The organism is Cytobacillus sp. EB106-05-05-XG126 (genome assembly GCF_058791715.1).
This window is the reverse complement of the sequence record NZ_JBYTDU010000001.1, coordinates 1,867,899-1,893,243: the sequence shown is the minus strand read 5'-3', so window position 1 is coordinate 1,893,243 and position 25,345 is coordinate 1,867,899. Positions and strand designations below refer to the sequence as shown.

The window sequence follows — 25,345 nt, the reverse complement described above, 5'->3', positions numbered from 1 at the left end:
TTTTTGCTTCTGTTTGCTGGGGATGTCAAGCTCCTTGGTCGCTATGGCCGATAGAAAGTGTGGCACTGACATAGTCTTCTCCGCTGCTTGTTAATAGAACAGTGAATGTACCGGGTTCATCACCTTCATATACTTCTTCACTGAGGGTTTCTTTTAATAGTTTGCTTTTATACTCAATGATTTCACGCTGGTTATTATCATCTTTAACTCTGTTAACTTCCTCAGCATCTTTCGGAATCCTTTTTTCGATAAATGCAAGAGCCTCTTCATTACTCATATCTTTTTCCATATCTTCAAATTGCAGCTCAACATTAACTGCGCGATGGGTTTTAAACTCTACCAGCATACTGTCTCCATTAAAGCGGGCTATCTCCTCGTTGTTTTTATTTTCACCATAAGCCTCTGTGAAAAGGTCTCGAGTGTCTCCCAAGCCAACTTCTTCAGTTATTCTTTTGTTTTCTTCGGGTGTTTCCTCCGTTTCTGCCCGCTGTTCTTCCGTAGAAGGGTTGTTTTTGTCTTCCTCCTCTACAATTTGCTCTTCAGTCTGATTACAGCCTGCCAGTAAAAGGCTGCCTGCAAACAATGCAGTAATTAAAGAGTTAGTTTTCATAACATCCTTCCTTTCCTAATCATGGGGAATTTTAGTGTCCATTCCCAGTTAGAGAATATATACCCCAAAGGGAGCAGGATAATCGGGAAGGAGGCATAATAAAAAGCCGTACTTCTTTTGTGAAATACAGCCTTGATGAATGAAGTGAACTGGTCTTTTAGCTTATCTGGCGAGCCTTCTTTTCGGGTAAAATGGACATGATATGATTCAAATTAAAGATACGCATTTGTTTTCTATATAAACAATAGGCTAAAATCGTGCTGCCTCGAAGTTCTTTGATTAATATTTTTCTTTGTGAAAATGAATTGCGTTTGGAGAGATAAATGATTTCCACAGGCTTTCTCTCTTCCATAGCTCGATAAAGAATTCCTTTCATAGAGAAACCCCTCCTTACTTTTATTTACATTATAAACGAACGTGCGTTCCTGATCAAGTGGAATGCGAAAATTTGTTCGCATAAAAAAAGACCTCATAAATGAAGTCTTTTAAATAATCTTTAATCCCTTATCTTTTAAGTGATTTAGAAGGACAGTCCCATATTGTATGGCATAGCCTAAAAAGATGGCTACTAACAAAGTACCCATTCCGACCGGACCGCCTAAGAGAAGGCCAATGGCCAGTGCTAAAAATTCATTAATAATACGTGCAGTCTTCATACTGATATTGAGCCTTTTGGCAGTTGCGATCATTAATCCATCAATGGGGCCGCTGAATAATTGCGGTCGGATATAGATAGATACTCCGAAGCCCAGAAGTATAATACCAGTAAAGAAGGCAAGTATCTGATAGGGATAGTGTGTAACGGTGAAGCCGCTAAAAACAAGCTCCATCCAAAAATCGATCCCCAGACTCGCTAAAATGGTTCCAATAAATGATTTAAACTGCGGCTTTTCCCAGGAAAGTATGGCATTGAAAAATATAAGGGAAGCCGTAACCAGGAATGACCAGGTTCCAATGGTAAGACCGAATTTATTGAAAAGCCCAACATAAACAGTGTCCCAGGCACCTGCACCAAGATTGGATAAGATGATTAGTGAAACACCAAGAGTGAGAATTAAATAACCTGCAATTATTTGAATGAATGTAGTGTGTTTAATCATGTAGAATCCTCCCCAATACATATTACAGCATTTAAATAATTACTCAAGGGGAAGAAGATATCCAATAGATTCCATGATGAATAAACATAGAAAAACAGCTCCCATAAATGGGAGCTGCTCAATGATAATTATACTTTAATATCAATTTTTGCATTTTTCTTCAAATCTTCTACATGCTTAACGAGCATTTCCTGCTGTTTTTGCTGTTCGAGCTGCTGTTTGATCTGCGGTTTTACTTCTTCCAATTTAGGGGGCTCCTGTCCTTCAGCACCACCCTGGCTTGCATATTCTTCATAGAATTTTTGAATTTCAGCATCTGTAACATTCTCAGGTTTAATCTCGCCTTCGATGTATTTCGTATATTTAATATTGTTGGCAATTTCCTTCTCTAATGAATCGGGATTAAGGCCAGCCTGTTTCATTGCTGTTTCAAATTCCTTATCATTTTTGAATTGTCCTTTTGTTTCTTCGAGCTGCTTTTTGACTTCTTCATCAGAAGCTTTATAGCCTTTTTTATCAGCCTCCTGGAGAAGGAGTGTCTGGCCCACAAGACTATCAAGTGTCTGCTTCTTAATTTTCTCGGCAGCATCTTTTGTAGTAGGGTCTTGTCCCATTTGCTGATACATCATTTGTGAAGAAGTAAGGACACTGTTATACTCACGTCCAAGAACTTCCTGGTCATTCACAATTGCAACTGTCTTTTCTTCATCAAGCTTTTGCTTATCCATTTTCTTTTGCATTTCTTCCATTTGCTTTTGCTGGTCCTGCTGATCGGCTTCAGCTGTTTTCGGCTCTTCTTTTTTATCTGCACTCTTGCTTTTATCGTCAGCTCCGCAAGCAGCTAAAACAGCAGATATTAATACTAGTAAAAAGGGATACATTAGTTTCTTCATTGATATTTCTCCTTCCGTAACCCTGTATAGTTTGATTCAACTAACAAATGAATCATATAGAGGGCATTATAAAGCAAAAATTCTCAAAAAGATACCTTTAAGGCATAAATGCATAAATTGTAATGGGAATGTAATCTAGCTTCCCGGCTGCTAACTTTATAGTCTATGGATGAAATATAGGTATTGACTTTTATGTTGGAAAGAAGTATATTTTATATTGTCCCCAATACAGGGCAATATTCATAACGATTCCGTAGCTCAGCTGGGAGAGCGCTACCTTGACAGGGTAGAGGTCGCTGGTTCGAACCCAGTCGGAATCATACTTAAAATGCCTGGCTGCCGTAGCCAGGCATTTTTTTGTTGATAGGAAATTTGTTTTTGAACTGAGAACTACCCCGATGTTTTAACGAAACAGTGATAGGGAATCGTTAAAATATAAAAATTCACAAAATAATTTTTATTGAAAATCTATGCTATAATTTTATTGTGAAATTACAAGAGTTAGGGGATATTTCTATGTTGAAAGATCTGTTTATAGGCCTTTCCCAAAACGAATTTCTGAATAGTGCCGCAAAGAAATATGGATTGAAATTGGGTGCGCAGAATGTAGTTGCGGGGACAAATTTAGAAGAAGCTATTCAGAGCATAAAAGAGCTTAATGCTCATGGCATCTCTTGTACTGTCGATAACCTCGGGGAATTTGTATATAAAAAAGAAGAGGCGGCAGAAGCGAAAAAACAAATAATAGAAGTGATAGAGGCGATTCATGAAAATCAGGTGGATGCACATATCTCTTTAAAGCCTTCTCAATTAGGCCTTGATATTGACTACTCTTTCTGCCTGGAAAATGTTAGGGAGATAGTAGAGAGAGCAAGCCAGTATGGTATATTTGTGAATATGGATATGGAAGACTCCAAGCGCTTGCAGCCTTCCTTTGACATTCTGGATGAATTATCTAAGGAATACAATAACTTCGGTACAGTTATTCAGGCATATTTCCTGGATGCTGAAGAAGACCTGAAGAAATATCAGAATTTCCGGCTGCGGATTGTCAAAGGTGCTTACAAGGAGCCTGAAGAAATTGCTTATCAGGACAAAAATGACATTGACGCTAACTTTATTAAATTAATAGAATGGCATCTGTTGAATGGCAAATTCACGTCTATTGCAACACATGACCATAATGTAATTAATCATGTAAAAGATTTTGTAAGGGCTAACAATATCCCTAAAGATAAATTTGAATTCCAAATGCTCTATGGCTTCCGCAAGGATATGCAGCTGAAGCTTGCTGGTGAAGGCTATAATTTCTGCACATATGTTCCTTTTGGACATGACTGGTATGGCTACTTCATGAGACGCCTGGCAGAACGGCCGCAGAACTTAAACCTTGTGGCCAAGCAGGTATTTACCAAGAAAACAAATACAGTCATTGGTGTTGCAGCAGGAGCTTTCTTATTAGGCAGATTGACAAAGAAACGGAAAAAATAATAATGCAGGAGCCTCCCTATAAATTTTAACGGGAGGCTTTTTATCTTTTTATAAAGGAATTCTTGGCTATGGCTGCGAATTTATTTTTAGGAATGATTTGGAATGAGAGGAAAGATGACATGGATTTACAACTGAAACCTGTTACAGAGAAAAATTTTTTTGAGATTATAAATTTGAAATCTGAAGAAGAGCAGGAAAAGAAGTTTCAAATTTTCGAAAGGTTTGTCGGTTCCAATGCTTTTTTCATTGCTCTGGCTTCAGTCAATGGCTGGACATGTAAAGGTATATACGATAGCGAATCATTAATTGGCTTTGCGACTCATGGTCTGGATAAAGAGCATGGCCGCTATGAACTTGTCAGTCTGATGCTTGGACATCAATTTCAGGGGAAAGGCTATGGCATACCGGCTATTAAACTTGTAATTGAGGAAATGAAAGAGAAATATGGGTGCCATGAAATCTACCTATCTGTCATCAAGGAGAACGAGCCGGCTGTTCGTGTATATGAGAAAGTTGGTTTTGAACCGACAGGGGAGATTTTTCAGGCCTTTCATCCCGAACCGGTTTACAGGCTGACGGTATAAAGAAAATCCCTGACTTCATTGTCAGGGATTTTCTTTATGGCTAAATTTCAATTTCCACTCCATAATGATCGGAAATGATGGGTTTGTTTATGCCATTAAAAATAACTCGTGAATATTTTGGATGGATCGGATACGATGATAAAATCAAGTCGATGCGCATCTCATGTTTATTTTCGTCCCAGCCGGCAATTTTGCCTTTAACCGTCACTCCTGAATCCTGCTTGTCTGCTAATTCAAAAGTGTCATAAAGCCCTTTGCCGATGAGAAAGTCATAACCTTCATTGCGGACATACGCCGAGCTGTTGAAATCACCCATAAAGATGGCGGGTTCATCTTTAGATGCAAGTGCAAGAAGAGATTCAGCCTGAAACTTAAAGGATTCTTCTTCATCATCCCACCAGCCAAGGTGACAAGAATAAAAGGTAATTGGTCTGTTTTTGTAAACTAATTTAACACCAATAATTTTTCGTGTCTTCCAGTGTGCCTGGTCTTTATTTTGGGTAATAAAGAAGGAAAAATCCTCCTTTATTTCATGCTTTGTCAATATGGCAAGACCCTCTTCGTAAATATCATATCCAATATGTGAGAAATCCCATTTAAAAACGTAATCTTCCACACCTATTTTTCTCAATTCTTCAATTAACAGCAGTGCATAGTTATCTTTTTTAATATGGCCATCTATTAAAGGGGCTTTGATATGCTGGCTGACCTCCTGCAGAGCGATGACATCATAGCGGTTCTCCTTAATAGCCTCAGCAAGAATTTTGATTTTTTCCAGCTGCTGTTCCTCCTGCCATGAGTGACAGTTTAGAGTTAATAATTTCATTGTTAAGCTCCCAGAAGGTCTTGGATATCAGATTTAAGGACATCTGCTTTTGGTCCATAAATTGCCTGAACGCCTTTGTCCTTAACGATAAGACCTAAAGCTCCATTCTTCTTCCAGTCCTGTTCACCAGCAACTGATGCAGTGTCCTTTACTGTGACACGCAAGCGGGTCATACAGGCATCAACGTCTTCAATATTTTCTTTTCCGCCTAATAATTCGATTAACACAGGAGCTAGTGAATTTTTCTTGACTGAAGTTTCTGAAGATGAAGCATTATTTTCTTCTTCAATATAGTTTCCATTGCGTCCTGGTGTAGGGAAGTTAAATTTTCTGATCATAAAATTGGCAACCCAAAAGTTTAGTCCGAAGAATACGAGGCAGGCAATTACAAAGTTTACAAGATCCAGCCATAAGCCAGCTTTTATAATCATTGGTGTTCTTGTAATCAATTCAATGATGCCAAAAGAATGAACACGGATATTAATAATGTCAACGACTGCAAATGCCAGACCTGTCATAACTGCATACACGATATAAAGAAGTGGAGCAGCAAACATGAACATAAATTCAATCGGTTCTGTTACTCCAGTTAAGAATACTGCCAAACCAGCGGAGAAGAACATCGATTTGTATTTCTTCTTTTTCTCAGGATCTACATTGCGGTACATTGCAAGCGCAATTCCCATTAAGGCAGCAGCGGACAGAATCATTTGGCCAACTTTAAAGCGGGCAGGGGTAACGTCATTCAGCAATTGCTTATAGCTTTCTGTATCTCCTGCAGCCAAAAAGTTATTCAGGTCGGCAATCCATGCGAGCCATAGCGGATCTTGTCCAGCGACCGTTGAACCTGCATTAGAGCCTGTAAGGATTTTATAAGTTCCGCCGAGCTCTGTATAATTAATTGGGACTGTCAGCATATGATGCAATCCAAATGGAAGAAGCAATCTTTCCAGTGCGCCAAAAACAAATGGAGCGATAACAGGTGCTGTATTCCGTGATGTAGCAATCCATTGTCCGAAATCATTTAATAATCCTTGAATAAATGGCCAAACAATTGATAAGACCAAGGCTGCTGCAACAGAGCCGCCGATTACAGTGAAGGGTACAAATCGCTTTCCATTGAAAAAGGAAAGTGAATTTGGCAATTTATCATAGTTATAATACTTGTTAAATAAATTTGCGCCAAGAAAACCTGAAATAATCCCGACGAATACTCCCATATTTAATGCTGGTGCACCTAAAACAGAAGTGAAATAGTCCGGGACAATAAGATCTTGTCCAAAAAGGGATTTTACCGTGGCCCCGGAATTACCTAACATGTCGGACTTTACTCCGAATATGGCGCCTGTAATTCTATTAATCAGAATGAAAGCAATAAGAGCTGCAAACGCTCCGCCTGCACGCTCCTTAGCCCAGGAACCGCCAATTGCAACTGCAAATAAGATATGAAGATTTGTAATAATGGCCCAGCCGATATCCTCCAAAACTCGTGCAATCGCTTGCACATATGCTATGTCAGTACCTGTCATGCCAACAAGCTTGCCAAGTGAAATCATAATACCTGCAGCTGGCATTACAGCCACTACTACAAGTAATGCCTTTCCAAACTTTTGCCAGAAATCAAAAGAAAATAATTTTTTCATTGTTCTTCTCTCCCTTATTGTATGGGCTTTCATTATGTGGACTAAAAAAGCATTCCCATAATTTCACGAAAAAAATATCGATGAATGCATGAATTTATTCTATGAAAATACTATTTAGTTTAATTATTATCTTAAGTTAACACGGGCGGGAAAATGATGCAACCGTTTGCCTAAAAATTATTTTAGACGTTTAAGTATATCAAAGGTTAGCATTGAAAAATATTTTATAAGTCATACATCATAAGGAAATATGGTTTATGCATAAAAATAAATTTTTATTTTTAAAAATACATTTTTCTCTTGCTAAAGAAGTATTTCATCCTTTAGAATTTACTAAAAGAAGGATTACCTTCACATAATAGAGTGGATTTCTAAACGAAATTTAAATAAAAATAATTTTGAATAGTAGAAAATCTTCTTGTTTGAGAAGCATTTCATGCTTTATAATTTGCATAAGAAGTTTTTCCTTCACTATTCATGAGGAGACGGCATGGATAAGAAAACAATGAACCACATGATTAAAGAAAGCTATTCATCCCTCTCGCCAGGACAGAGGAAAGCAGCTGAATTTATTATGGAGCATGCTAATGAGGCGGTGTTGTTAACCGCATTTCAAGTTGGCAGAAATGCAGGAGTCAGTGAGACAACGGTCATTCGGCTTGCATATGCACTTGGGTTCAGCGGTTATTCCCAAATGCAGGAACAAATCAGAAAAGACTGGCTAGCAGGGAAACAGCAGGCTGCAGAGGAAAATGACTCTTACATAATAAATGCAGCGAAAGAGAACCTGTTTAAGAGAGTCATTGATCAAGAGAGGAAAATACTTCGGCAATTGCTTGATCAAGTTGATGAAAGAGAACTTTGGAAAGCAATTGATGCCTTAATTCAGGCAGACAGGGTTTATATTGGGGGTTTTGGCAGCTCTTTTGCGGCCGCATACTGGTTCTATTACACTCTTAAACAAATGAGGGTAAATGTTTATATCTCTGGCCCTCACGGTTTTCTTCCTGAGGATGTGTGTGATTTGACAGAACAGTCAGCAGTTGTCATTTTTTCTTTCCCTCGCTATCGAAAGGAAACCATAAAGCTGGCCTCATTCGCTGAGAGGAAGGGATCCAGGATGATTGCCATAACAGACAGGCAGCTTTCGCCAATTGGGCAGATGGCTGCAGTCACACTTACTACTGATGAACTAATGGATACCGGACATCATTCAATTGCATCGGTTATTAGTTTACTGGAAGTGCTGATCGCGGGTATCGATGAACAGGATCGTGAAAGGATTGCCAAGAGACAGCAGGAACTGGAAATCTTATACGCTGATCAGGAGTTATTTGTTGAATAAAGCTGAACAGCAGGGTGTTAAAATCAGAAAAATAAAAGGGGGCATACGTATGAGCAGTCTTTCAAAGAAATTAATTCAGCAGGAGGAAAGGCAAGCCTACACAACCGGGGACTATTTAAAATTTTTAATTCCTTCTCTGATCGGGGTTTTACTATTTATGGTGCCGATTCAAGGAGAAGAAGGGATTACAATCCCGGTTGCATATTTAGCAAATCAAATTAACGGGCTGCTGGGTGCTTCCATACCTGCGATTACTGTTACTATAATGGCTCTATCAGTTATTGGTTCACTGATAGCAGTAGCTTTTAAACCGGGCTTTATCTTGAACAGCCCTTATTTGAACAAATTGCTAAATGTAAGTAAATTTTGGGTAGCAGCCCGTTTGCTTGGAACAGTCTTTGCTATTATTACTTTATTTGAGATTGGTCTGGAACCAGTATATTCAGAGAACACTGGCGCACTCTTAATCTATGATCTAATTCCGATCTTGTTTACTACCTTTCTTCTGGCAGGTTTATTGCTGCCGCTTTTATTAAATTTTGGCCTGCTTGAATTTTTTGGTGCATTATTGATTAAAGTGATGAGACCTGTTTTTAAGTTGCCGGGACGTTCTTCGCTTGATTGTCTGGCATCATGGGTAGGTGATGGAACAATTGGAGTCCTGCTAACGACAAAACAATATGAAGAAGGATATTATACAAAGCGGGAGGCAGCAGTTGTTGCAACTACCTTCTCGGTTGTTTCCATAACGTTTACGATTGTCATTATTCAATATTTAAATTTAGAGCAATATTTCATACATTACTATTTAACAATTATCTTTGCTGGTCTGGTGGCAGCTGTAGTAATGCCGCGGATTCCGCCATTGTCCAGAAAAGCTGATACTGCTTATGAAGGAACAGTGATGAAAGAGGAAACTTCTATTCCTTCACATACTACACCTGTTAAATGGGGATTAAATAATGCTATTAAGAAAGCGCGTACAAATAATAGTGCAGTCGCTGTTGTAAAAGAAGGTTTGGAGAATGTCTTAGACATGTGGATGGGAGTTCTGCCGATTGTTATGGCAATTGGAACGGTTGCCCTCGTGATTGCTGAATTCACCCCAGCTTTTACGATTCTTGGCAAGCCGTTTGAGCCAATCCTGGCTCTAATGCAAATTCCGGAAGCGGCAGAAGCGGCCCAGACAATGGTGGTTGGATTTGCAGACATGTTCCTTCCGGCAGTCATCGGCAGCGGCATTGAAAGTGAAATGACGAGATTTGTCATTGCCTGTGTCTCTGTAACACAGCTCGTTTACATGTCTGAAATGGGCGGCCTGCTTTTAGGGTCAAATCTCCCTGTCAGCATAAAGGATTTAATTCTTATATTCCTTCTCCGTACTATTATCACGCTGCCGATTGTAGCTGCTGTAGCTCATATTATATTTTAGGGGTTTAATCGCAATTTTAGGGAAAGGGGAAGGTTATGAAGCAAGAAGCATTAACATCACTGGCCATTAAAAACCTTCACACAGTTAAGGATCTCGAAGCAGTATACGAACTTGAAGCCAGAATATGGAGTGTGGAAGAAGCTGTGCCGGTTAATCATACAGTTGCAACGGTTAAAAATGGAGGGTTTGTGTTAGGTGCGTTCCTGGGAGAGGAACTGATCGGTTTTCAATACAGCTTTCCCGGCTTTGACGGCACAAAGGTATATCTTTGCTCCCACAGCCTGGGGATTCACCCGGATTACCGGGCGTTGGGGATTGGTGAAAAGCTGAAAAATGCGCAAAAACAGACTGCACTTGAAAAAGGCTATGATCTCATTTCCTGGACATACGACCCTCTTGAAACCGTAAATGGGAATCTCAATCTCCATAAGCTCGGGGCTGTATGCACTCAATATATAGAAAATGCTTATGGTGAAATGTCAGACCATATGAATGCAGGCATACCATCTGATCGATTTTTAGTGGAGTGGCAAATTCAAGATGAGGTTCCTGTGCGCCAATTGTCTGCTGAAGTTCTGCCAAGGGCAATAGAAACAGGGGCCGCTTATGGTTTGGCAGTCCCTGAAAAAGTAAATTTAGACTATGAAAATGAAACAATTCTTATACCGGTCCCAGGGAATTTTCAGGACATAAAAAAGCGGGATTTTGAATTGGCTCTGAAATGGAGAAAGAGCACGAAAGAAGCGTTTGCTCATTATCTCAGCAAAGGCTGGATTGTAACAGATCTTATAAAGCACGAGGCTGCGGAAAACCAATACTTATATCTCTTGGAAAAGAGATAATGCCGGGAGAATGGGAATATGGAAATTAAAAGCGTCATTTTAAGGCACGTGAAAATGGAGCTGCTGAATCCGTTTACTACAAGTGTCGGAACAGAAGTGGATAAGGACTTTATTCTGGTTGAAGTAAAATCAAAAAGCGGGCAGTCCGGCTGGGCGGAGTCGGTTTCCATTATGGAGCCAATCTACAATGAAGAAACAGTTAAAACAAATTGGCATATTATGAGTGATCATTTAATACCGATCCTTTTTGCCTCAGAGATTCGTCACCCTGATGATGTTTCAGAGGCTTTCAGGCCAATCAGGGGAAATTTTAATGCCAAAGCAGCGCTGGAGGGGGCTGTCTGGGACCTTTATGCAAGGGAGAGAGGGGTCTCGCTCTCAAAAGCTCTGGGCGGAGAAAAGGAAAAAATAGAAGTGGGCGTTAGTGTCGGCATTCAGGAGTCAGAAATAAAGATGCTTAAACAAATTGAAGGATATGTAAAAGAGGGCTACCAGCGGATCAAAGTGAAAATTAAGCCTGGCTGGGATGTGCATATCTTAAAAGCCATCCGAGCCCAGTTTCCTGATATTAAGCTTATGGCTGATGCTAATTGCGCCTATACACTTAATGATATTGGTCACCTTCAAAGGATGGAAGAGTTTAATCTAATGATGATTGAGCAGCCTTTGGATCATGATGATATTATTGACCATGCCAAGCTTCAAAGCCATTTGAAAACACCAATTTGCCTGGATGAAAGTATACATACCTTTGAGGATGCCAGAAAGGCGATCGAGCTTGGAAGCTGCAGAATCATGAACTTAAAAATTGGCCGGGTTGGCGGGCTTACAGAGTCAAGAAAAATTCACGACCTTTGCAAAGATCATAACATTCCGATGTGGTGCGGAGGAATGCTTGAAGCTGGAATAGGACGTGCACATAATATAGCCATAACTTCTCTATCCAATTTTATACTTCCTGGTGATACAGCCCCGTCTTCCCACTATTGGAAAAAAGATATCATCGATCCTGAAGTCACTATGGAAGATGGGTTTATATTCGTGCCTCAGGGCCCAGGAATAGGCTATGAGCCTAATCGCTCTAAAATAGAGGATGTAACTCTTTATAGCCGGACTTTTACAAAATAATAAAGTGAAACTTCAACCAGTGTGGGTGTTACTGCCCTTTAGACTGCGATAAAATACCATTCAGCGCCAGAGGGAACTCTGGCGTTTTACTGTGTGAATTGCAACTTGCTCCCTATATTTTTGTATTGTGATACATATCACCGAAAGTTTGTCGGGGTTCTGATAAACTGATTGCAAAATTTAGAATCTTGCAATATAAGGAGTGTGCAGTTTGAAGGTAAAACGTCAGGCGTTATTAACCATTATCCTTACCTATATTTTAATTGTATTTGGCGGGTATGTCGCATCTTCGGAATCTGGCATGGGATGCGGGCCGGAGTGGCCATTATGCAATGGGCTGGTGATCCCGGTATTGAAAGGAGATACCTTAATTGAATTTGCTCACAGAGTCATTGGTGCAGTACTTGGAATAATGACAGCTGTATTGTACTTTAGAATTCAAAAATCAAATCCGGTGCGGGAACTTGATAAAGCTTCTAAGGTGATGATTCTGCTTTTATTAGTTCAAATTTTACTGGGGGCGGCTGTGGTTTGGCTGGACTTGCCTGCTATAATTGTGTCAGTTCACCTTATGGTGGCGATGGTTTTTCTTGCTGTGCTAATCTGGATCTGGCGACGTGCTGATGAACAGCCATCGCGGACTAAAACAAGAAAAGACCAGAGTATTCAAAGTAAGTTTAGAGTAGTGTTGCTCTTGCTGCTTATTACTTTATTTCTTGGTGCTTATATTAAACACCAATCATACGGATTGGCCTGCAGCTGGCTTGAATGCACAAATGGCTTTATGCCAGTATCTTCTCCGGAAATAATCCAGACTGGACACAGGCTTGCGGCCGGGTTTTTGGCTTTTTACATATTTATTCTTACATATCTTTCATTAAAGAATAGATGGGAGGCTGGATTGCAAAATCGGCTTATGGCTGCCTCCCTGCTGGTACTAGGGCAAATCATTATCGGTATACTGATAATTATAAGTTACATTGAAATATCCTGGGCTGTTCTCCATCTTGCTTTTGGAACAGCATTATTTGCAATTATTTGTGAGGCGGGAGTATTTGCCTCCTCATCTAGCAGGATCAGCAGGCTTGAGGAAAAGAGCAGTAATCCTTATTACGGATAATAGCAATATTTAAAAAAGGCAGTCAGGTGACATGCCTTTTTGTTTTTTGTTATTTTTGCAGATCTTTTTTAGTAATTTCGCTTCGGATATCTGCTTCTCTTGAGAACTCTGCATCCTGCTTTTTATTATTTGGATATTTGTTTTTTCTTTCGCGGTTGTCATTTTTGTTGGTCATAGGTATGCCTCCATTGTAATGTGCTGTTTAGGTGAGTGAAAGACCGGCCCTAGGGCAGGGCCGGTATCCCAGCAAGCAATCTTACTGATTTTGCTGGTTTTTAAGCTGCTGCTCTGCCATCGCGACAAGGCGCTTTGTCATTTCCCCGCCGACAGAACCGTTTGCTCGTGCGGTTGTATCAGCACCAAGCTGAACTCCAAACTCATTGGCAATTTCCTGTTTCATTTGATCCAATACAGTTCCTGCACCGGGTACCAAAAGTTTGTTTCTTGCCATGATACATCACTCCCGACGATGATTTGAGCAAATAAATGCTCGTTTTTAACTTAACCGATTAAAGAACAGCAGATGCAACTATAAAATTGCCAATCCAAATAATCTAATTATGTAAGGTTTTATAACATAAAAGTTATAAATTTTCAAAAAACTTATTGACATCAGTGTAAAAAAGAGTAAAATAAAGATTAAATTTATATGATGTAAGGAAATATAACATGAATTTAAATATTAACCTTACATTAATCAAGAAAGGGAGGAATTACAATTGGATGCCACATTTTTAATGAATAGTCTTTGGGTAATGCTGGGAGCCATTTTAGTCATTTTTATGCTTGGCGGTTTCGTTATGCTCGAAGCAGGTTCGACCAGGATGAAAAATGCGGGGCATATTGCCGGTAAAACGATTTTTACCTTTGGTTTATCATCATTGGTATTTTGGGCCATTGGCTTTGGTTTCATCTTCGGCGATCAAGCAAATATATTGGTTGGGTTATCAAATTTCTTTTACTCAGGTGCTGAGCTTGAGGGAATGAACTTATCTTCTTCTGTATTCTTCGTATTTCAGATGGCATTTGCCGGTATTTCCATTACGATTGCATTAGGCGGATTTGCTGAACGTGCAAAACTTTCCGTTTACCTCATCTTTACCGTACTGTTTTCTGCTATTGTTTATCCTGTCGTCGCACATTGGATTTGGGGAGGAGGCTGGCTTGCTGAACACGGCAAGCAGGACTTCGCTGGTTCAACAGTTGTCCACTTAACGGGTGCTATGGCAGCGTTGGCAGCTACCATTTTACTTAAGCCCCGAATTGGAAAATTTAATAAAGATGGTTCCGCTAACAATATCTATGGCCATAACCAGGTATATACAGCCTTGGGTGTGCTGATTCTGTGGGTTGGCTGGTTTGGGTTTAACGCCGGCAGTACCTTGACAGTGGAAGATGGTTTTTTTGGATTTGTAGCTCTTAACACAAATCTTGCTGCCGGAGCAGGAGCAGTTGCTGCCCTGATTATTTCATGGATGGTTATGGGTAAATCCGATGTTCCGACAATGCTTAACGGTGCCCTGGCAGGTCTGGTCGCAATTACAGCTTCCTGTGCTTTTGTTGATACATGGGCGGCTGTCGTTATAGGGTTTGTATCAGGAATCCTTGTATTCTATAGTGTGCGTTTCTTTGAAAAGCGAAAAATCGATGATCCAATCTTTGCTCTATCTGTTCATGGTGCTGCCGGGGTATGGGGAACATTATCAACTGGATTCTTTGCTACACCTGAATTGGCATCAGTCGGTAATCCTGGGCTGTTTTATGGGGGAGGTTTTGAACAGCTGGGAGTACAGTTTATGGGTGTCGCTGTTTCCGGCCTTTATGCTTTTGCTGTATCCTTCATAATTTTGGCAGCTGCCAAGAAGGTATTGAATGGACTTCGGGTAACAGAGGAAGAAGAAATTATGGGATTGGATTTAAGTGAACATGGAAGCTATGGATATCCCGAAGTCTTTATGGCTGATGAAAACAAAAAGTTAAGCTCGTAAGCAAGACTGGAGCTTCTTTTAAAGGGAGTGCCTGGATGGAATCAACATTTAACTCTTATCAATCCCTAAAAAAGTGGAAAGAGGAACAGATCTTAAAATACCGCTCAGATATCAGTGCGCTGAATGATTTTCACGACATGATCATGAAAGCTGTTATTCGTATGGCGTTGGAAAGAACCAAAAAAATTGAAAGGCCATCCTCATGGAAATTTGCCTGGTTCACAATGGGAAGCTCGGGGAGAAGGGAGCAGGGCTTTCTGAGTGACCAGGATCACGGATTGGTGTTTGAATCAGGGGCTGCTGAAGCGGAAAAGTATTTTTTAGAGCTGGGGGAGGAAGTTTCAAAAGGTTTACAGGCTGTTGGCTATCCATTTTGCGAAGGGAATGTGATGAGCTCTAATCCGCTATGGTGCAAATCACTTTCTGAATGGAAAGAACAAATCCATGTATGGATGCAGGAGGAAAGTCTGCAGACGATCAGGAATCTCCACATTTTTTATGACAGCAGAGTGCTGGCAGGAGAGGAAGGGTATATAGCAGAATTGAAATCCTTTATTCACGTGAATCTCCGAAAAAGCCCGCATCTGCTTACCAGAATGGTGGAGACCAGCATGCATATGAAAAAATCAGTAGGTCCATTTGGCCAGCTTTTGGCAGAGGAAAAGGGAAGCCATCAAGGGGAGCTGGATCTAAAATACGCTGCATTTATACCTTATGTAAATGCGGTAAGAATTCTTGCTGTGAAGGAAGGAATCCTGGACACATCTACTATTGCCCGAATGAATAAGATTATGAACATAAATGGCTATGGGGGATTAGGTAAATATCGAAATAATTTTGCTGTCTTGTTAAAATGGAGGCTTCAGTCATACAGGCAAACAGATGCCTATGATGATACTCACTACATTCAGCTTAAAACCTTATCAATATCAGAGCGAAATGAACTGAAGGATATTTTAAAGGATGCCAAAAAGCTTCATCAATTTGTGGTCAGGACCATTCAAAAGGGTGCAGGTTAATGAGGTTCCATCCTTTTGTCCAATTTGTCAGAGGTATTCAGGGCAAACTTCAGACTAACATGTTAGGTGGAATGAATGGTCAAAATCCGCATCATATAGCATTTATTAGACAAATGCAGAGGGAGCTGCAGAATGCTGATTTAATGCCTATCCCCTTAGGGAATTTGAATGTGGCTGTCTTTGATATTGAGACAACTGGATTTTATCCGGATAAAGGGGATCAAATTATTTCGATTGGTGCGGTTAAAATTATTAGCGGGAAAGTCAGTGAAGACAGTTTTTATTCACTTGTTTATTTTGATAAGCCTCTGTCAAGTGAAATAAAGGAGCTGACAGGTCTATCTGAGGCTGATTTAGAAAAAGCTCCTCCCCTCTCGGAGGTATTGATTAACTTTCTTGAATTTGTAAAGGAAATGCCGCTGGTTGCCCATCATGCGAACCACGAGAAAAGCTTTATGCAGTATAGCAGCTGGAAGCTTTTTCGCACGCCATTTAAGCTTAGGATATTAGATACTTCCTTCCTTTATAGAATAGCCGATCCTAATAAACCATTAAGAAAATTAGAAGACCTCTGTGAATTTTATGGCATCCCTGTTAAGGGCCGCCATCATGCTCTGGGAGATGCAAAACTGACAGCTTTCCTGTGGTGCTGCTTAATCGAGGAAGTTCATAAATCAGGGTGCTCAAACTTACAAGAGGTTTACGAGCGCCTGGCCAGGTTAAGGTAACACAAGGAAGGTTGGACGGGAGAAGATGAAGCCAACTGAGGTAACTTCGGACACAAATCAAGGTTAAAGGAAGTTTGAGTCTGAAGCAGGATGAACTTCGGACACAAATCAAAGGTTAAAGGAGGTTTGAGTCTGAAGCAGGGGCAACTTCGGACAGAAACCTGATTGTAAAGGAGTTTGAGTCCGAACCCCTGGCAGTCACAAAAACCCTTCCGTTTAATCAAAATCAATGCCCCAATCACGATAAGATTGGGGCAAATTTGGTATCCTAAATCCCAGGGCAAAAAGTACAAAATTCCCCCTTAGAATTCCCCGTCAAATGGAGTAAAAGGAATGTTAAGTCTATTCTCAACTGCTCTTAGTCTTTGGTTTAGCCGGTTCAGCCTTCGTGTATGGCGGTCAACGGTCTGATTTAGCATTCTGACCTGGTCAGTCAAATTGACCAGCTGCCTGTTAAGGCGGGTAATCTCTCTGGATTGCTCCTGATTTTGCCTTTCCAAAGCGGTAACTCTTCTCTCTAGCTGCGGGGGCTGTCTGTCAGTATCATATTGTTCGAACTGCTGAATTTCATATTCTGGGGTGAAGTGGGCTGCTGGCTGAGGAAGATAACCTTGATAATAGCCATATGGATACATTGGGCACTCTCCTTTTATGCAAAAATCCTAAAACTCTTTATAATCTATGCATAAATGGGCGGAGAGACACGGCAAATGCCTATTTTAATGGCGGGCTGCTACTTTGTGGTTGATTTAGCTTAGAAGGTAAGGTCTTAAAACGGCTGCCTCTGTTTACATAAAAGGGGGAACTTTGCTGATTTCTGAAACAAGAGAAGAAAGTGACTGCATCTGCTGGTCATCGAGGTCAAAAGCAATTTTAATCTTGTTTTCCAGATCAGCTGTTACTCTTCTCTTGCCCACCTCAACCAGAGCTATTAAAGAGAAGCTGCAGCTGACAACTCTTGCGAAATCGCGCTGTGTCATGTTGTAGCTCTTTCTGATTAACTTAATAATTTCTTTGTTCATTCTTATTCATCCTTTAACAATTCACCCATTTTCTCAGGGCTATGTTTTTGTCTTATAGCTATTAAATTAGCATTGTGCTATAGCTTTGTCAAAGTAATTTAATGACAATGGAAAAGCAGTTTAATAGATTGGCTGGAAGTATAATAACTAATATAAGGGGATAAAAAGAAAATGGAAGGGAGCTTTGCCTGTTGAATATACTTTGGGATTTTGATGGCACTTTATTTGATACATATCCAGCTTATACGGCGATCGTCAGAGGGGTTATGAATGATAAAAAGGTTTCGGATGAAGAGATTTTTTGTCAGCTAAAGGTTTCTTTCAGCGATGCTTTTCAACATTTCAAGTTAAATGAAGAACAAATAAAAACAATAAGGATGAGGGCGAGACAGCTGCGTCCAAATGATCTAAAGCCTTTTCCTGATGTGGAGCAGGTATTAAAGCAGGCTGATAAGAATGTGATCATGACTCACAAGGAAAGAGATGATGTTCTTTCTATATTAACCTTTCATAAATTAGATGGATACTTTACCGATATGGTAGCAGGAGACGATGGCTATCCGCGCAAGCCTCACACAGCTTCTTATGAATTCCTGCATGAAAAGCATAAGGTGGATTTAGCAATAGGGGACAGGAAAATAGACATTTTGCCGGCAAAGAAACTTGGCATCAGGACTTGTCTTTTTCAGAATGAAACCCCGGGAGCAGATTACTATCTGAACCACTATAAGGATTTTAATAAGACAATAAAGCCATATTAGAAAAGAAACCTGGCACTTTTGGGTGCCAGGAGTTTAATTTGCATATTTCTTTTAACGCTTATTTTGTCATTAATAGTATCATGCATTTTTTATGTTCTTGTTCCATCGTCATATTTATCGCCAAACAGCTTTTTCTTTTTTATTGTTTCAAAGTCTGCTTTGTACTTTTCCTCTGTTGAAGAACTGCTCTTTATTTTTGATCCATTTTTTTCTTCTTCCTTCTCCTGTTTTAAGTCTTCTATTGGTAAAGGATCAACATTTCTTTCGCTCTCATACTTATCAAATAAACTTTCCTTCTCGGTTTTATATTGTTCGGGATTATCCATCTTTCCATCCTGAATGTTTTTGTCAGCCACTATTATTCCTCCTCCTTATTTCCTGTTTTCTTCCTGAGGTTTCTCAGGTTCTCTTTGGGGTTCGATATCTCTATCGTTTTCTTTCTTATTATTTTGTTCTATCGAATTATTTTTTTCTGAATTGTTATTATCCGCCATAGTTAAACCCTCCTTAAACTGTTAGTATTCATTACCCTCTGGCAGTGGAGCAAAACCTAAATGACGGATTGCAAGAGTTTAACGGTTTAAACTGAAATAGGAGAAATTGCTCTGTAAGACCACAAAAAAATGCACCTTCACTATTATGTGAGGTGCATTTTTTAACGCTTTAAGCAGCTTTTAGGTTGGGTTTATTCTTACGCAGCTGCTTTTGTTTAACGATTTGATAAACATACCAGCCTGTAATTAAGAGTGTAATGAATGATCCGATCATCATTGATGGTTGATAATCCATTTGAAAGCCTTCAGGGGCATAGAAGATATAGGTGGATACTACACCGGTCATAAACAATGCAGGAACACCGCTGATCCAATGGAATTTGTTATTTTTCAAAAGATACATAGTGGCTGTCCAAAGCATGACCGCCGCTGTAACCTGATTTGTCCATCCGACATATCGCCAAAGGAATGAGTAATCGATTGTTGCCAGATATAAAGTAGGGAGAGCCACAGGTAAAGTGGTGATGACAGCCTTCCATTTCCCATCCATTTTTATTATAGATGAAAGTGATTCTGCCAGCATCATTCTTGAAGAACGAAGGGCGGTATCTCCAGTAGTAATCGGCAAGATGATTACACCTAGTATAGCAAGGATTCCTCCCAGCGTACCAAGGAGGCTTCCGGAAATTTCATTAACCACTCCCGCTGGACCACCAGCCGCTAATGCATCTTGAAGCCCTCCTGTTCCACCGAAAAAGGTCATGCCCGCTGCTGCCCAGATTAAGGCAATAATCCCTTCGGCAATCATGGCGCCATAGAAAACCTTTCTTCCATCACTTTCCTTTTTTAATGTCCGTGAGACAATCGGACTTTGTGTTGAATGGAAACCTGAGATCGCTCCGCATGAAATGGTGACCATCAGTAGTGGCCAGATTGGAAGTTCACCGGGATGAAGATTAGACAGTGTTACATTCGGTATGGATTTTTCGCTGAAAAGCATTGCGACTGCAATGGAAACTGCCATAAAGATTAATATTGCTCCAAATAGAGGATAAATCTTACCGATTATACGGTTTACAGGCAAAACTGCTGCCAGGATAAAGTAAGCAAAAATAATGAGCAAGGATGCCATAAAACTTAATGGAGTTATGCTTGAAATCAGCTGTGCCGGACCGGCAGTAAATGCTGCGGCAACTAAAACCATTAAGAGTATTGAAAATAAATTAATGAACGTTTTGGCTGGTTTTCCTAAATATCTTCCGACAATGCTTGGAAATTGCTCTCCTTTATGCCTTAGAGAAAGCATTCCTGAAAAATAATCATGAACCGCCCCGGCAAAAATGGAACCGGCAACAATCCAGATAAAAGCTGCAGGCCCGTATAATGCGCCCATAATTGCACCGAAAATGGGACCTAAACCTGCAATATTCAAAAGCTGAATCAAGCTGCCTTTCCACCAGCTCATCGGAATAAAGTCCATTCCGTCTTTTTCCGTATAAGCAGGTGTAGGGCTGCTGTCATTTATACCAAATATACGCTCGACTACCTTGGAATAAATGGCATAACCTGCAATCAGCAAAACAATTGAACCTAGAAAAGTCGCCATGAAAAAATCCCCCTGTTGTAAAATAAATATAAGTATAGTCTGAAACTTAAGAATATGTTGAATATTGTACAGGGAAACTGGAATTAAAAGCAAGCTTATTTCAGAAAAAAAGATATTTTCCGATAATAAATAACTCGGATTGGATACCGTGAAGGGTCAAATATTGAAGGAACCCTCCTGCAAATGAAACCATAAGCTACTATAAGTTCATTTGAAGGGGGGAAGACAATGATTATCCTTTCGAATAATCAGAAAAAACCGGGGGCTTCCAGCTTTTTTGGAGTTCAGCGTGAGATATATCTGGCGCTGGAGAGCAGTCCTGAAACTCATCAATACGATTCAATGCATGAACTGCTATTTGATATCCTTTTGAGGGAGAATATTATTAAAGCAGCCAGGCAGCTTCATGGGAGCCGTGTGGAGTTTGCACCCTTTAACACATCACGCTTCAATCCGCGCATATGGAGAAGGACAAAATATGGATACCTGCTTGATCCATCTGTTTTACCGTCAGATGCAATCATGGATGTGTTCACGAACAGCTGGGAATATGCTTTTGAATGTACAACAGCCATTGTGCTGATTTTTTATAAAGCTGTATTGGACTCCATTTCTGTCAGCCGCTTCAATACATTATTTCAGGGACTTCTTGTTTGGGACTGGAATTATGATCATGACCTGTCGATTGTTACAAAAAGAGGCCGGAATTTCATACCTGGAGACGTCGTTTATTTTTACAATCCTGATTATGATCATCCAGTTTGGACAGGTGAGAATTCCGTTTATTTGGGCGGGGGCATGTTCTTTGGGCATGGGGTAGGAATGGAAAGCGAAGCAGGGATGATAAGAGCTCTTAACACGCTTAGAAAGCCAGGTGCTACAAGAGATGCTTATCTTATTTCACAGCATAGCCGATTGAATGTGAAGTATCTATCCCAGTTTGCCAAGCGGCCATTGTCTATAGTGTAAAACGCAATTAATCTGACATATCAATAGGGTGAATCGCTTATTTTTCAGAAGCCATTCACCCAATTTTATCCTCAATTCTAGTATATTAAGACGATTTTCTGCATACCCCGATATTTGTATCCTTAAGAAGGCATATTTCCTGTGAATGTGGGAAAACAAAAGATAATGATTATAGATATATACACCAAATTACTTGATGTTTAAACATTAAAGGAGACAGAAATATGAAATTATCCCAGGTTATTAATTGCCTAAAGGATAGCGGGGAGATGGGTGTACTTACAGGCGATCCTGATATTACAGGGATCGAAATGGATTCACGCAAAGTGGGGAAAGGAAGCCTTTTTGTTGCAATTAAAGGTTTTCAGGCAGACGGGCATGATTTCATTGGACAAGCTGTTGAAAATGGTGCGGCTGCTGTAGTGGGTGAGGAAGCAATTGAGTTAAATGTGCCTTACATAAAAGTAACGGATAGCAGAACCAGTCTGGGGAAACTGGCGAACTGCTTCTATGATCGCCCATCAAGAAAGCATAAAATAATAGGTATTACAGGAACTAATGGGAAAACGACCACTGCCTATATTTTAAAGCATATACTGGAGACTGCAGGCAGGACCTGCTCCCTCTTGGGTACTGTCTCAAACATTATTAATAACAAGGAATATAAGACCTGCAACACGACACCGGATGCCCTTCAGATTCAAAAAATGCTGAGTAAAAGCCATGATGAGTTTGTAGTTATGGAGATTTCTTCTCATGCGCTGGAACAGTCAAGAACTGAAGGTCTGGAATTAGACTACGGGCTATTTACTAATCTGGCTCATGACCATCTGGATTATCATGACAGTATGGATCAGTATTTTTATGATAAAAAGAAGATCTTTACCTTGTTAAAAGAAAACGGTAAAGGAGTCGTCAATCTTTATAATTCATGGGGAGAAAAAATGGCAGAGCATCTGCAAAATGAAAAGATACCTTTGATTATGCTGGGTGATGAGAAGTGCTGTTCAATAAAAGACACTGCTATTAATGGGAAGACTGTTTTTATTCTCGAGGTGAGAGGGAAATCGTTTGAAATTGAATTTCCTCTTCCGGGCCACCACAATGTTTATAATGCAGCAATGGCTTTTTTGACAGGTATTGATTTAGGGATAGACCCGGAAGATATGATAAAGGCTTTGGCTTCATTTCCGGGTATACCTGGCCGTTTTGAAATGATTATTCATCCATCAGGAGCTAAATTTGTCGTGGATTATGCTCATACAGTGGATGCGTTTGAATATTGTCTGGACACAGCGAAGCAGCAGAGGGCTGAAAGAATCTTTCAAATTTATGGATTCCGGGGCGGAAGAGATCAATCAAAACGTGTGGATATGATTAAAGTTTCGGCAAAATACTGCCATAAATTTTATTTGACCGCTGATGACCTCAACGATGAGTGTGAAAATGAAATGTTAAGCCAATTAATCTCTCTGAATAATGAATATGGAGACGGTAAGGGTGAAGTGATCCCCGACCGGACATTGGCTATCCGGAAAGCTTGGGCTGAAGCAAAAGAGAATGACTGGATCTTTATTACAGGGAAGGGGCCTGAAGCTTATCAACAGTCATTTGCTTTACCGGCAGATAATGATTTGGAAACCTTAAAGCTGCTGAAAACCGGAAGAAAACAGGCAGTCTTATAACAAAAAGGGTGCAGACCATGACTCGGACTGCACCCTTTTTGTTATTCAATAAGGTCTAAATAATCAGCTACAATTCCATCCAGTGGATAATGCTTTAATTTATCTGCTTCTTTCTTTGAACGCACAGTCCAGGCAATTGCTTTCATGCCATTCGCATGTATTAGATCGATCACCCGCTTATTAACCACTGTCCACTTAGGATTCAGGTAGCTTGCATATTTGGCAATATTTTTTATCTCCATTTTGTCAGGAGGATAGTTGATTAAGATGGCGACAGGAATTTCCGGCATCAGTTCATGAAATAATCTCATTGAAGTTGTTTCAAATGACTGCACAATAATATGGTCTTTACCTTTTGAATCGAGCTTTCTTTTTTTTAGTTCCTCGGCGATCATCTTTTCAATGCCCGGATATAGGGACGGTTTTTTTAACTCAATTAAAAGCCCGACACGATCCGCATATTTGTCCAAGACCTCTTCAAATGAAGGGATACAGGCACCGCTGAATTTTGTAGAAAACCAGCTGCCGGCATCCATTTTTCTGAGCTCATCAAAGGTAAAGTCAGAGACTTTTCCTTTATGGTCGGTTGTGCGGTCTACAAGGGAATCGTGAATCACGACCAGCCTTCCATCCTTGCTTAATTGCACATCAATTTCCAGATAATCTGCTCCCATTTCGACTGCACGGTCATATGAAGGAAAAGTATTTTCAGGGCAGTAGCCGGCAACTCCCCGATGGCCAATTCTTTTTATCTTATGTGAATTATTTGCTATTTTCTTAATGCCGAAAAATGAAATAACTGTAGCTAAAGCTGTAAAAATCACATTTTTTATTACCTTCAAAGTCATTTCTCCTCGCCATTTTTGCTCATCTTAAAGGATGTGAAAACATTTTGTCAACTGCAGAGGATTAACGAGTTTTGATCCCTGTTCATTCCCAATCCTCATAAACAATTGTACCGCCAGTCAAATCCAGGGTATTTCTTTCTCCTTTATAAAAAAGTTTTCCTTCTTCTTCAACTATAAGGTTTTCATATGTAAATACACTCTTTCCGGAAGGAAGCTGGATGATAATTTTCTCACCCAGTTCTTTTTTGGGGGCTTCTATAGTAATGAGGCTTTGAGAATAAAAATATAATGCTGTAAAGATAGCAGCTAAACATCCCAATAGGACAATTGACACCAGCATAAATTTGCTTTTAGGCTTCTCCATATGCAATTCAGATCTTGTCATGATTCCTATCCCTCCGCTAACCAGATATATTGGTCTATTCCACCATTTTTCACCATTTAATCCTAAATAGGATTTTAAATCCTCAAATATGGTATGCAGGAATAGTTATGAAAATGACTATAACAGGGTGAAAGTTAGACAAGCTGAAGAAGCAGCAGTATTGATTTAGAGAAAGTTAAGAAAAATGAAACAATTACTGGTCTCTGTCCGTATATAATTTAAGCTTTAATAGTAAAAAAGGAAGGAGGCACGGGATAGATAGCCTGACTATAAAAATGGATAGGGTGCATTTTATGGAATTTTTTGGTTTGCCTATTCAGACAATTTATCTAAGCACACTTATTTTTTCTGGTATCTTAATTATTTTGTATGTGTTTTTTGGAGATATGGCAGACGGAATTGGGGAGGGCAGCTTTCTAAATCCAGTACTGATTCTGGCATTTATTACTTTTCTCTCCGCTGCAGGCTATATCTTTGAAATGACAACCTCTCTTAATAGCTCAGTCATTCTTTTGATAGCGGCTGTTATTGCGGTTTTGCTGGATATATTGCTGAATATCTTTGTTCTTATACCATTAGCTTCTGCTGAAGAATCTCTCGTTTACACAGATGAATCCTTAAGGGGGAGAGTAGGTACGGTATTAATTCCTATACCGGAGAATGGTTTCGGTGAGGTTTTAATTGAAAATATAAGCGGGAGAATATCCAAGTCTGCTTCAAGCTATGAAAATACGGTCATACCAGAAGGAAGCAAAGTGCTGATTGTTGAAGTCGCAAATGGAGTTATTAAAGTGATTGATTATAAAGAATTATAGACAGGGGGACA

Annotated in this window: 29 protein-coding genes and 1 tRNA gene; 15 read left to right on the top strand and 15 right to left on the bottom strand. The window is 39.9% G+C overall.

Annotation, left to right across the window (positions count from 1 at the left end):
* Positions 1-25 precede the first annotated feature (25 nt).
* From AC3WTL_RS09385 to AC3WTL_RS09370, 4 genes are all read right to left on the bottom strand, one after another.
* Complete coding sequence (locus AC3WTL_RS09385; protein WP_222497331.1) at positions 26-610, bottom strand: hypothetical protein; 585 nt, start codon at positions 608-610, stop codon at positions 26-28.
* Positions 611-767: 157 nt separating this feature from the next.
* On the bottom strand, positions 768-986 hold the full coding sequence (locus AC3WTL_RS09380; RefSeq protein ID WP_048009084.1) for a hypothetical protein: 219 nt from the start codon (positions 984-986) through the stop codon (positions 768-770).
* 109 nt (positions 987-1,095) lie between these two features.
* Complete coding sequence (locus AC3WTL_RS09375; protein ID WP_222497330.1) at positions 1,096-1,710, bottom strand: YczE/YyaS/YitT family protein; 615 nt, start codon at positions 1,708-1,710, stop codon at positions 1,096-1,098.
* Between the two features lie 128 nt (positions 1,711-1,838).
* On the bottom strand, positions 1,839-2,603 hold the full coding sequence (locus AC3WTL_RS09370; protein ID WP_248346715.1) for a SurA N-terminal domain-containing protein: 765 nt from the start codon (positions 2,601-2,603) through the stop codon (positions 1,839-1,841).
* Positions 2,604-2,850: 247 nt separating this feature from the next.
* Between AC3WTL_RS09370 and AC3WTL_RS09365 the strand changes: the two genes are divergently transcribed.
* From AC3WTL_RS09365 to AC3WTL_RS09355, 3 genes are all read left to right on the top strand, one after another.
* Positions 2,851-2,923 (top strand) — tRNA-Val (locus AC3WTL_RS09365).
* Positions 2,924-3,119: 196 nt separating this feature from the next.
* Positions 3,120-4,094, top strand: coding sequence for a proline dehydrogenase family protein (locus AC3WTL_RS09360; protein WP_248346717.1), 975 nt, complete (start codon positions 3,120-3,122; stop codon positions 4,092-4,094).
* Between the two features lie 119 nt (positions 4,095-4,213).
* Complete coding sequence (locus AC3WTL_RS09355; RefSeq protein WP_222497327.1) at positions 4,214-4,678, top strand: GNAT family N-acetyltransferase; 465 nt, start codon at positions 4,214-4,216, stop codon at positions 4,676-4,678.
* 40 nt (positions 4,679-4,718) lie between these two features.
* On the opposite strand, the gene AC3WTL_RS09350 is transcribed toward AC3WTL_RS09355, so the two are convergent.
* Both AC3WTL_RS09350 and AC3WTL_RS09345 read right to left on the bottom strand, forming a co-directional pair.
* A complete protein-coding gene (locus tag AC3WTL_RS09350) occupies positions 4,719-5,504 on the bottom strand; it encodes an endonuclease/exonuclease/phosphatase family protein (RefSeq protein WP_222497325.1) in 786 nt (261 codons plus the stop codon).
* A gap of 2 nt (positions 5,505-5,506) precedes the next feature.
* Positions 5,507-7,147, bottom strand: a complete 1,641-nt coding sequence (locus AC3WTL_RS09345) for a PTS transporter subunit IIBC (protein WP_492369309.1) — start codon at positions 7,145-7,147, stop codon at positions 5,507-5,509.
* Positions 7,148-7,637: 490 nt separating this feature from the next.
* Here AC3WTL_RS09345 and AC3WTL_RS09340 point away from each other — a divergent pair, with 490 nt between their 5' ends.
* From AC3WTL_RS09340 to AC3WTL_RS09320, 5 genes are all read left to right on the top strand, one after another.
* Positions 7,638-8,492 (top strand): MurR/RpiR family transcriptional regulator, encoded by an 855-nt coding sequence (locus tag AC3WTL_RS09340; protein ID WP_248346720.1) that lies wholly within the window; start codon positions 7,638-7,640, stop codon positions 8,490-8,492.
* Positions 8,493-8,541: 49 nt separating this feature from the next.
* Complete coding sequence (locus AC3WTL_RS09335) at positions 8,542-9,924, top strand: YjiH family protein (RefSeq protein WP_248348146.1); 1,383 nt, start codon at positions 8,542-8,544, stop codon at positions 9,922-9,924.
* A 35-nt stretch (positions 9,925-9,959) separates the two neighbouring features.
* Positions 9,960-10,766, top strand: a complete 807-nt coding sequence (locus AC3WTL_RS09330; protein ID WP_248346721.1) for a GNAT family N-acetyltransferase — start codon at positions 9,960-9,962, stop codon at positions 10,764-10,766.
* Positions 10,767-10,784: 18 nt separating this feature from the next.
* A complete protein-coding gene (gene menC, locus AC3WTL_RS09325) occupies positions 10,785-11,894 on the top strand; it encodes an o-succinylbenzoate synthase (protein ID WP_248346722.1) in 1,110 nt (369 codons plus the stop codon).
* A 211-nt stretch (positions 11,895-12,105) separates the two neighbouring features.
* Positions 12,106-13,014, top strand: coding sequence for a COX15/CtaA family protein (locus AC3WTL_RS09320; protein WP_248346723.1), 909 nt, complete (start codon positions 12,106-12,108; stop codon positions 13,012-13,014).
* 49 nt (positions 13,015-13,063) lie between these two features.
* Here the strand turns inward: AC3WTL_RS09320 and AC3WTL_RS09315 are convergent, their stop codons facing one another.
* Together AC3WTL_RS09315 and AC3WTL_RS09310 are read right to left on the bottom strand one after the other, a co-directional pair.
* The gene (locus AC3WTL_RS09315; protein ID WP_258750025.1) at positions 13,064-13,189 is read right to left on the bottom strand and encodes a hypothetical protein; all 126 of its coding nucleotides are present in this window, start codon (positions 13,187-13,189) and stop codon (positions 13,064-13,066) included.
* 81 nt (positions 13,190-13,270) lie between these two features.
* Positions 13,271-13,465 carry an alpha/beta-type small acid-soluble spore protein gene (locus AC3WTL_RS09310; RefSeq protein WP_076256841.1) on the bottom strand — a complete coding sequence of 65 codons (195 nt, stop codon included), beginning with the start codon at positions 13,463-13,465 and terminating at the stop codon, positions 13,271-13,273.
* A gap of 268 nt (positions 13,466-13,733) precedes the next feature.
* On the opposite strand from AC3WTL_RS09310, the gene AC3WTL_RS09305 reads away from it, so the two are divergent.
* The 3 genes from AC3WTL_RS09305 to AC3WTL_RS09295 are packed head-to-tail and all read left to right on the top strand — an operon-like array spanning position 13,734 to position 16,749.
* Positions 13,734-15,002, top strand: a complete 1,269-nt coding sequence (locus tag AC3WTL_RS09305; RefSeq protein ID WP_248346725.1) for an ammonium transporter — start codon at positions 13,734-13,736, stop codon at positions 15,000-15,002.
* A 35-nt stretch (positions 15,003-15,037) separates the two neighbouring features.
* On the top strand, positions 15,038-16,021 hold the full coding sequence (locus tag AC3WTL_RS09300; protein ID WP_248346727.1) for a DUF294 nucleotidyltransferase-like domain-containing protein: 984 nt from the start codon (positions 15,038-15,040) through the stop codon (positions 16,019-16,021).
* A complete protein-coding gene (locus AC3WTL_RS09295; protein WP_248346729.1) occupies positions 16,021-16,749 on the top strand; it encodes an exonuclease domain-containing protein in 729 nt (242 codons plus the stop codon). Before AC3WTL_RS09300 ends, AC3WTL_RS09295 begins: the two co-directional genes overlap by 1 nt.
* 302 nt (positions 16,750-17,051) lie before the next feature.
* On the opposite strand, the gene AC3WTL_RS09290 is transcribed toward AC3WTL_RS09295, so the two are convergent.
* Together AC3WTL_RS09290 and AC3WTL_RS09285 are read right to left on the bottom strand one after the other, a co-directional pair.
* Positions 17,052-17,384 (bottom strand): hypothetical protein, encoded by a 333-nt coding sequence (locus tag AC3WTL_RS09290; protein WP_048009100.1) that lies wholly within the window; start codon positions 17,382-17,384, stop codon positions 17,052-17,054.
* A gap of 153 nt (positions 17,385-17,537) precedes the next feature.
* Positions 17,538-17,771 (bottom strand): helix-turn-helix domain-containing protein, encoded by a 234-nt coding sequence (locus AC3WTL_RS09285; RefSeq protein ID WP_061793064.1) that lies wholly within the window; start codon positions 17,769-17,771, stop codon positions 17,538-17,540.
* 191 nt (positions 17,772-17,962) lie between these two features.
* Here AC3WTL_RS09285 and AC3WTL_RS09280 point away from each other — a divergent pair, with 191 nt between their 5' ends.
* Positions 17,963-18,532, top strand: a complete 570-nt coding sequence (locus AC3WTL_RS09280) for an HAD-IA family hydrolase (RefSeq protein WP_248346730.1) — start codon at positions 17,963-17,965, stop codon at positions 18,530-18,532.
* Between the two features lie 89 nt (positions 18,533-18,621).
* Here AC3WTL_RS09280 and AC3WTL_RS09275 read toward each other — a convergent pair whose 3' ends face one another.
* The 3 genes from AC3WTL_RS09275 to AC3WTL_RS09265 form a co-directional block, all read right to left on the bottom strand.
* Positions 18,622-18,888 (bottom strand): YczO family protein, encoded by a 267-nt coding sequence (locus tag AC3WTL_RS09275; protein ID WP_315900291.1) that lies wholly within the window; start codon positions 18,886-18,888, stop codon positions 18,622-18,624.
* A gap of 15 nt (positions 18,889-18,903) precedes the next feature.
* Positions 18,904-19,026 (bottom strand): 3-methyladenine DNA glycosylase, encoded by a 123-nt coding sequence (locus tag AC3WTL_RS09270; protein ID WP_222497307.1) that lies wholly within the window; start codon positions 19,024-19,026, stop codon positions 18,904-18,906.
* A 169-nt stretch (positions 19,027-19,195) separates the two neighbouring features.
* Complete coding sequence (locus AC3WTL_RS09265; protein WP_222497305.1) at positions 19,196-20,632, bottom strand: carbon starvation CstA family protein; 1,437 nt, start codon at positions 20,630-20,632, stop codon at positions 19,196-19,198.
* 228 nt (positions 20,633-20,860) lie between these two features.
* On the opposite strand from AC3WTL_RS09265, the gene AC3WTL_RS09260 reads away from it, so the two are divergent.
* Together AC3WTL_RS09260 and AC3WTL_RS09255 are read left to right on the top strand one after the other, a co-directional pair.
* Positions 20,861-21,601: a TGL-type protein-glutamine gamma-glutamyltransferase gene (locus AC3WTL_RS09260; protein ID WP_197214681.1), complete on the top strand. Its 741-nt coding sequence runs from the start codon at positions 20,861-20,863 to the stop codon at positions 21,599-21,601.
* 224 nt (positions 21,602-21,825) lie between these two features.
* Positions 21,826-23,286, top strand: a complete 1,461-nt coding sequence (locus tag AC3WTL_RS09255) for a UDP-N-acetylmuramoyl-L-alanyl-D-glutamate--2,6-diaminopimelate ligase (protein WP_222497303.1) — start codon at positions 21,826-21,828, stop codon at positions 23,284-23,286.
* A 41-nt stretch (positions 23,287-23,327) separates the two neighbouring features.
* Here the strand turns inward: AC3WTL_RS09255 and AC3WTL_RS09250 are convergent, their stop codons facing one another.
* Positions 23,328-24,134, bottom strand: a complete 807-nt coding sequence (locus AC3WTL_RS09250) for a glycerophosphodiester phosphodiesterase (protein ID WP_252221358.1) — start codon at positions 24,132-24,134, stop codon at positions 23,328-23,330.
* An 82-nt stretch (positions 24,135-24,216) separates the two neighbouring features.
* Positions 24,217-24,519 (bottom strand): hypothetical protein, encoded by a 303-nt coding sequence (locus AC3WTL_RS09245; RefSeq protein WP_048009108.1) that lies wholly within the window; start codon positions 24,517-24,519, stop codon positions 24,217-24,219.
* 293 nt (positions 24,520-24,812) lie between these two features.
* On the opposite strand from AC3WTL_RS09245, the gene AC3WTL_RS09240 reads away from it, so the two are divergent.
* Positions 24,813-25,334 carry an NfeD family protein gene (locus AC3WTL_RS09240; RefSeq protein WP_248346732.1) on the top strand — a complete coding sequence of 174 codons (522 nt, stop codon included), beginning with the start codon at positions 24,813-24,815 and terminating at the stop codon, positions 25,332-25,334.
* The last annotated feature ends 11 nt before the right edge of the window (positions 25,335-25,345 follow it).

Excerpts from the sequence above, each read along its gene's own strand:
- AC3WTL_RS09385 (WP_222497331.1), bottom strand. The coding sequence starts at position 610 with ATGAAAACTAACTCTTTAATTACTGCATTGTTTGCAGGCAGCCTTTTA.
- AC3WTL_RS09380 (WP_048009084.1), bottom strand. The coding sequence starts at position 986 with ATGAAAGGAATTCTTTATCGAGCTATGGAAGAGAGAAAGCCTGTGGAA.
- AC3WTL_RS09375 (WP_222497330.1), bottom strand. The coding sequence starts at position 1,710 with ATGATTAAACACACTACATTCATTCAAATAATTGCAGGTTATTTAATT.
- AC3WTL_RS09370 (WP_248346715.1), bottom strand. The coding sequence starts at position 2,603 with ATGAAGAAACTAATGTATCCCTTTTTACTAGTATTAATATCTGCTGTT.
- AC3WTL_RS09360 (WP_248346717.1), top strand. The coding sequence starts at position 3,120 with ATGTTGAAAGATCTGTTTATAGGCCTTTCCCAAAACGAATTTCTGAAT.
- AC3WTL_RS09355 (WP_222497327.1), top strand. The coding sequence starts at position 4,214 with ATGGATTTACAACTGAAACCTGTTACAGAGAAAAATTTTTTTGAGATT.
- AC3WTL_RS09350 (WP_222497325.1), bottom strand. The coding sequence starts at position 5,504 with ATGAAATTATTAACTCTAAACTGTCACTCATGGCAGGAGGAACAGCAG.
- AC3WTL_RS09345 (WP_492369309.1), bottom strand. The coding sequence starts at position 7,147 with ATGAAAAAATTATTTTCTTTTGATTTCTGGCAAAAGTTTGGAAAGGCA.
- AC3WTL_RS09340 (WP_248346720.1), top strand. The coding sequence starts at position 7,638 with ATGGATAAGAAAACAATGAACCACATGATTAAAGAAAGCTATTCATCC.
- AC3WTL_RS09335 (WP_248348146.1), top strand. The coding sequence starts at position 8,542 with ATGAGCAGTCTTTCAAAGAAATTAATTCAGCAGGAGGAAAGGCAAGCC.
- AC3WTL_RS09330 (WP_248346721.1), top strand. The coding sequence starts at position 9,960 with ATGAAGCAAGAAGCATTAACATCACTGGCCATTAAAAACCTTCACACA.
- menC (WP_248346722.1), top strand. The coding sequence starts at position 10,785 with ATGGAAATTAAAAGCGTCATTTTAAGGCACGTGAAAATGGAGCTGCTG.
- AC3WTL_RS09315 (WP_258750025.1), bottom strand. The coding sequence starts at position 13,189 with ATGACCAACAAAAATGACAACCGCGAAAGAAAAAACAAATATCCAAAT.
- AC3WTL_RS09310 (WP_076256841.1), bottom strand. The coding sequence starts at position 13,465 with ATGGCAAGAAACAAACTTTTGGTACCCGGTGCAGGAACTGTATTGGAT.
- AC3WTL_RS09300 (WP_248346727.1), top strand. The coding sequence starts at position 15,038 with ATGGAATCAACATTTAACTCTTATCAATCCCTAAAAAAGTGGAAAGAG.
- AC3WTL_RS09295 (WP_248346729.1), top strand. The coding sequence starts at position 16,021 with ATGAGGTTCCATCCTTTTGTCCAATTTGTCAGAGGTATTCAGGGCAAA.
- AC3WTL_RS09290 (WP_048009100.1), bottom strand. The coding sequence starts at position 17,384 with ATGTATCCATATGGCTATTATCAAGGTTATCTTCCTCAGCCAGCAGCC.
- AC3WTL_RS09285 (WP_061793064.1), bottom strand. The coding sequence starts at position 17,771 with ATGAACAAAGAAATTATTAAGTTAATCAGAAAGAGCTACAACATGACA.
- AC3WTL_RS09270 (WP_222497307.1), bottom strand. The coding sequence starts at position 19,026 with ATGGCGGATAATAACAATTCAGAAAAAAATAATTCGATAGAACAAAAT.
- AC3WTL_RS09265 (WP_222497305.1), bottom strand. The coding sequence starts at position 20,632 with ATGGCGACTTTTCTAGGTTCAATTGTTTTGCTGATTGCAGGTTATGCC.
- AC3WTL_RS09260 (WP_197214681.1), top strand. The coding sequence starts at position 20,861 with ATGATTATCCTTTCGAATAATCAGAAAAAACCGGGGGCTTCCAGCTTT.
- AC3WTL_RS09255 (WP_222497303.1), top strand. The coding sequence starts at position 21,826 with ATGAAATTATCCCAGGTTATTAATTGCCTAAAGGATAGCGGGGAGATG.
- AC3WTL_RS09250 (WP_252221358.1), bottom strand. The coding sequence starts at position 24,134 with ATGACTTTGAAGGTAATAAAAAATGTGATTTTTACAGCTTTAGCTACA.
- AC3WTL_RS09245 (WP_048009108.1), bottom strand. The coding sequence starts at position 24,519 with ATGACAAGATCTGAATTGCATATGGAGAAGCCTAAAAGCAAATTTATG.
- AC3WTL_RS09240 (WP_248346732.1), top strand. The coding sequence starts at position 24,813 with ATGGAATTTTTTGGTTTGCCTATTCAGACAATTTATCTAAGCACACTT.